Source organism: Staphylococcus sp. CoH_129_LAB_1, assembly GCF_058191515.1.
The window spans coordinates 1-398 of the sequence record NZ_JBXWKZ010000071.1; the positions used below are offsets into that span (position 1 = coordinate 1).

A 398-nucleotide genomic window follows, 5' to 3' on the forward strand; every position below is an offset into this window, starting at 1 on the left:
AAACGAGTTAATGCTTCTTCTACTTTTGCTTTCTCATCTCTGATTTCTTCAGCTGTCGCATCACCGTTGTCAATCACTCTTTGGGCTTCTGAACTAATTCGTTCTGCTTCTGTTTTCTTCGCTCTATAGTTATCAGCTGTTGCTGGTGTCATTCCTAGTGTTGGATCTTCTTCACCAGTTGCTGCATCTAATTTTGCTTTTGCTTTCACTAATTCACTGTTATTTTCTTTGTCATGAAGTAAACTAATGGCATTGTCTAACTTAGGTTGTACTGCATCTATTTTTACGATAGCCGCTGTCACTTGAGCTGGTGTCGCATTATCATCATGAATCACTCTATCTGCTTCTGTTTTCGCTGCTTCAAGTTCATCATGAATTTTAGCCATTTCATTATTATA

At 37.9% G+C, this 398-nt stretch carries 1 pseudogene; it reads right to left on the bottom strand.

Annotated elements, in window-relative coordinates:
- Nucleotides 1-398: pseudogene (locus tag AC2FB1_RS11160) on the bottom strand (hypothetical protein); the annotation flags it as partial.